4 protein-coding genes are annotated in these 4,327 nt (G+C 70.4%); 1 reads left to right on the top strand and 3 read right to left on the bottom strand.

Annotated elements, in window-relative coordinates; all coding sequences use genetic code 11:
* The 3 genes from ppdK to AB0G16_RS38310 form a co-directional block, all read right to left on the bottom strand.
* Nucleotides 1-2,251, bottom strand: a 2,251-nt coding sequence (gene ppdK / locus AB0G16_RS38300) for a pyruvate, phosphate dikinase (protein ID WP_362815870.1), incomplete at its 3' end; no start/stop codon positions are given.
* A 177-nt stretch (nt 2,252-2,428) separates the two neighbouring features.
* Complete coding sequence (locus AB0G16_RS38305; protein WP_362815872.1) at nt 2,429-2,845, bottom strand: hypothetical protein; 417 nt, start codon at nt 2,843-2,845, stop codon at nt 2,429-2,431.
* A gap of 143 nt (nt 2,846-2,988) precedes the next feature.
* The gene (locus tag AB0G16_RS38310; protein WP_362815874.1) at nt 2,989-3,639 is read right to left on the bottom strand and encodes a response regulator transcription factor; all 651 of its coding nucleotides are present in this window, start codon (nt 3,637-3,639) and stop codon (nt 2,989-2,991) included.
* Nucleotides 3,640-3,691: 52 nt separating this feature from the next.
* Here AB0G16_RS38310 and AB0G16_RS38315 point away from each other — a divergent pair.
* Nucleotides 3,692-4,327: zinc ribbon domain-containing protein (locus tag AB0G16_RS38315; protein WP_362815876.1), on the top strand; the 636-nt coding region annotated here is incomplete at its 3' end.

The following is a 4,327-nucleotide window of genomic DNA, read 5'->3' on the forward strand; positions in this document are numbered from 1 at the left end:
GCGCGGCGCGCGGCACCTCGATCATCGTGCCGATCAGCGCCTCGACGCCCACCTCGGCGAGGATCGTCCGCGCCTCGTCCCTGACGTGCTCCAGCTCCTGCACCGCGGCCACCAGCGGGATCATGATCTCCGGGCGGCTGCCCGGCACGGCCTTGGCCGCCTCGGCGATCGCCCGGACCTGCATGGCGAACACGCCGGGGATGATCAGGCCGAGCCGGACGCCGCGCAGGCCCAGCATGGGGTTCTCCTCGTGGAGGCGCTTGAGGGCGACCAGCAGCTTGCGGTCCTTCTCCGTCGCCCCCTCCCCCGCCAGGGCGACCTTCACCGACAGCTCGGTGAAGTCGGGCAGGAACTCGTGCAGCGGCGGGTCGATCAGGCGGATCGTGACCGGCCGTCCCCCCATCGCCCGGAAGATGGCGGTGAAGTCCTCCTTCTGCAGCGGCTCCAGCGCGGCCAGCGCGCGGCGCCGCTCCTCGTCGGAGCCGGCCAGCACGAGGTCCTCGACCAGGCTGCGGCGCTTCCCGAGGAACATGTGCTCGGTGCGGCAGAGCCCGATGCCCTGGGCGCCGAACCTGCGCGCCCTGGCGGCGTCCTCGGCCGTGTCGGCGTTGGCGCGCACGTCCATCCGGCGTACCTCGTCGGCGTGGGTCATGAGCCGGTGCACCGCGCGGACCAGCTCGTCGTCCCGGTCGCCCGAGCCCTCGAAGTACTCCACCACCGGGGAGGGGACCACGGGCACCTCACCGAGGTACACGGCCCCGCTGGTGCCGTCGATGGAGATGACGTCGCCCTCGGAGACCACCACGCCGCCGGGCGCGGTGAACGTGCGGTCGGCGGCCGAGACCTCCAGCGCCTCGGCGCCGCAGACGCAGGTCCTGCCCATGCCCCGGGCGACCACGGCGGCGTGCGAGGTCTTGCCGCCCCGGCTGGTCAGCACCCCCTGGGCGGCGATCATGCCGGCCAGGTCGTCGGGGTTGGTCTCGCGGCGCACCAGGATGACGGCCTCGCCCCGGGCGGCGAGCTCGACGGCCCGCTCGGTGGAGAAGACGGCCCTGCCCACGGCCGCCCCCGGTGAGGCGTTCATCCCCCTGGCGATGACCGTGGTTCCGGTGTCCTCGGCGAAGCGGGGGAACATGAGCTGGGCGAGCTGGTCGCCGGTCACCCGGTTCACCGCCTCGTCGAGGTCGATCACGCCCTGGTCGACGAGCTGCACGGCGATGCGGAACGCCGCGCCCGGGGTCCGCTTGCCCACCCGCGTCTGCAGCATCCACAGCTTGCCGCGCTCGACCGTGAACTCGATGTCGCACAGGTCGCGGTAGTGCTCCTCCAGGGTGCGCATGGTGTGCATGAGCTCGTCGTAGACGGGCCGGTCGATGGTCCGGAGCTCCTGCAGCGGCAGGGTGTTGCGGATGCCGGCGACCACGTCCTCGCCCTGGGCGTTCTGCAGGTAGTCGCCGTACACGCCCTGCTGGCCGCTGCCCGGGTCGCGGGTGAAGGCCACCCCCGTGCCGGAGTCCATGCCGCAGTTGCCGAACACCATCGAGCAGACGCTGACCGCCGTGCCCAGGTCGGCCGGGATGCGCTCCTGGCGGCGGTACAGCACGGCGCGCGGCGCGTTCCAGGAGGAGAACACCGCCTCCACCGCCATGCGCATCTGCAGGTGCGGGTCGGCGGGGAAGTCCTCGCCGGTGTGCGCGCGGACGATCTCCTTGTACGTCGCCACCAGGGCGCGGAAGTCGGCCGCCTCCAGCTCCAGGTCGTCGCGGCCGTCCTTGAGCTCCTCCAGGGCGGCGTCGAACAGCGCGCCGTCGATGTCCTGGACGGTCTTGCCGAACATCTGGATGAGGCGCCGGTAGGAGTCCCAGGCGAAGCGCTCGTTGCCGCCGGCCTGCTTGGCCAGCCCGTGGACCGAGTCGTCGTTCAGCCCGATGTTGAGGACCGTCTCCATCATGCCGGGCATGGAGAACGCGGCTCCGGAGCGCACACTCACCAGGAGCGGGTCGTCGGCCTGGCCGAGCCCGCGCCCCATCGCGCTCTCCAGCGCGGCCAGGTGCGCGGCGACCTCCTCCTCCATCCCCTCGGGCAGGACGCCGTGCTTCAGGAAGCTCCGGCACGCCTCGGTGGTGATGGTGAAACCGGGGGGCACCGGCAGCCCGAGATTGGTCATCTCGGCGAGGTTCGCCCCCTTGCCGCCGAGCAGGTCTCTGAGATCTTTGTTTCCCTCGGTGAAGTCGTAAACGTACTTGGGCACGGTCGCTCCTTCTACGGCTTCAAAAACGACGTCTGGTCCCGCCTCCCCCCGGACTCTACAGACGAATCAGTCAATGAAACGGCACCCAACGACGAGAAGGGCATCATCCCAGCTCAAACCGGGTTCACCGGTCTAATCCACTTCAAATTCAGATCGAATGAACGACAACTTCGATCATCACCGGAATTGGTTTACACCAATTGGTATAAACCAATCACACCGGTATTCACGATCGTTCACGGCGGTCTCACCGGCCGGGCGGGCCCGCGTCGGCGAGGGGGTTGTGGTCCGGGGCCTCCCCCTCGGCGGGCCCCTCCCCGGCCGGCGGCCAGAGCACGGACACGCTCCCCTCGCCCGGCCGCGAGAACAGGCGGACATGATGGCCAGCGGGCTGCGCGGCTCGTGGGAGGCGTCGTCGATCAGCCGCCGCCGCGCCAGGAACGCGCCCTCCAGGCGGCCGAGCATGGTGTCGACGCTGTAGAGCTTGGCCTGCTGGACGGTGCAGGGACGCTCCTCGGCGCTCCTGGCCACGGCGACGTACAGCAGGCCGGCGACCGGCCCGGAGAGCAGGAACAGCAGGCTGGAGTAGAGCACGGTCAGCCGGAAGCGCGGATCGTGTGCACGAGGGAGAACCTCACGTGTCCCCCTCCCCCGGGCGGTGGCGGGTCGTGCGCGCGGGGGGAGATCTCACGTGCCCCCCTCCGGGCGGTGGCGGGTCGTGCGCGCGGAGGGGGACCTCACGTGTCCTCCCTCAGCCGGTAGCCCTTGCTGACCACGGTCTCGATCACGGCGTCGGTGCCGAGCTTGCGCCTCAGGTTGCCCACCGTCACCCGCACGGTGTTGGTGAACGGGTCGGTGTGCTCGTCCCAGACGTGCTCCAGCAGCTCCTCGGCGGAGACGACGTGCCCGGGACGGGCCATCAGGTAGTGCAGGACCCCGAACTCCTTCGGCGTCAGCCCCAGCTCCCGCCCGTTCGAATGGCTCTCCACCCGGGAGGTGTCCAGCCGCAGCGACCCCACCCGCAGGATCGCCGTGCCGCCGCCCTGCTCCCTGCGGAGCAGGGCGCGGACGCGCGCCAGGAGCTCGGGGAAGGCGAACGGCTTGACCAGGTAGTCGTCGGCGCCCTCGTCCAGCCGGTCGCGCGCGGTCACCATGATGATCCGCACGGCCTGGCCCTGGTCGGTCCCGCGCAGGGCCCGGCACACCTCGGAGCCGTCCCCGCCGGGCAGGTTGAGATCGAGAAGGACCAGATCGTAGGAGTCGACCCGGAGCTTCTCGCGCGCCTGGGCCACGTCGTGGGCGACGTCGACCGCGTACCCGGCCCGGACGAGCCCCACGCGCAGGGCGTCGACCAGGTCTTCCTCATCTTCGACAACGAGCAGTCGCATGGTACGAACCTAGGTCGTGGCCGGCCGGAAACGCGGACGCCACCGCCGTCCCGTGCCTCTGTTCCCCCGCGTTCCCTTCCCTCCGCTTTCGTTCATTTCTCCATTCACTCCCGGACGGACCGTCCGCCTCCGTTCACCGGAACCTTGCAGCAAGGCTCCGGGCCGGGTTCAGAAGATCGATCCGCGTTTCACGTCGCAGACCCGCAACGTCTGCGGGCACCGTGCCGGGGAGAGTCGCGAGAGCCAAGCGCTCTTCCGGTGCGTGGCCTGCGGACGTCAGGTCAACGCCGACGTCAACGCGGCGAGAGACATCCGAGATACCGCCGCGGGGCACGCGGTGGCCGCGCGGGGAGGCTCGCCGTTGGGCAGGCCGTTGAACCGTGAACCTCAACGCGACCTCCTCTTCGTGGGGTGGTCGCCGTTGGAATCCCCCGCCTTCAAACGGGGGAGGATGTCAAAGGATCCTCGAGAACCAGAACAGGGACGTCCCGGCGGCCACCACCGCGCCGAGCAGCGCGATCCCGACGAACCACGGCCAGACCTCCTGCCGCTCGGTCCGGTAGCCCCCCGAGCTGCCGATGTCGTCGTAGACCGCCCGCAGCTCGTCACCGGAGGCCGCCTCGTAGAACTACATGACCACGTAGAGGACCGCGATCATCAGGGCGGGCACCAGCAGCCACAGCCGGGC

The sequence above is a fragment of the Streptosporangium sp. NPDC023615 genome, assembly GCF_040640155.1.
Classification (GTDB): domain Bacteria; phylum Actinomycetota; class Actinomycetes; order Streptosporangiales; family Streptosporangiaceae; genus Streptosporangium.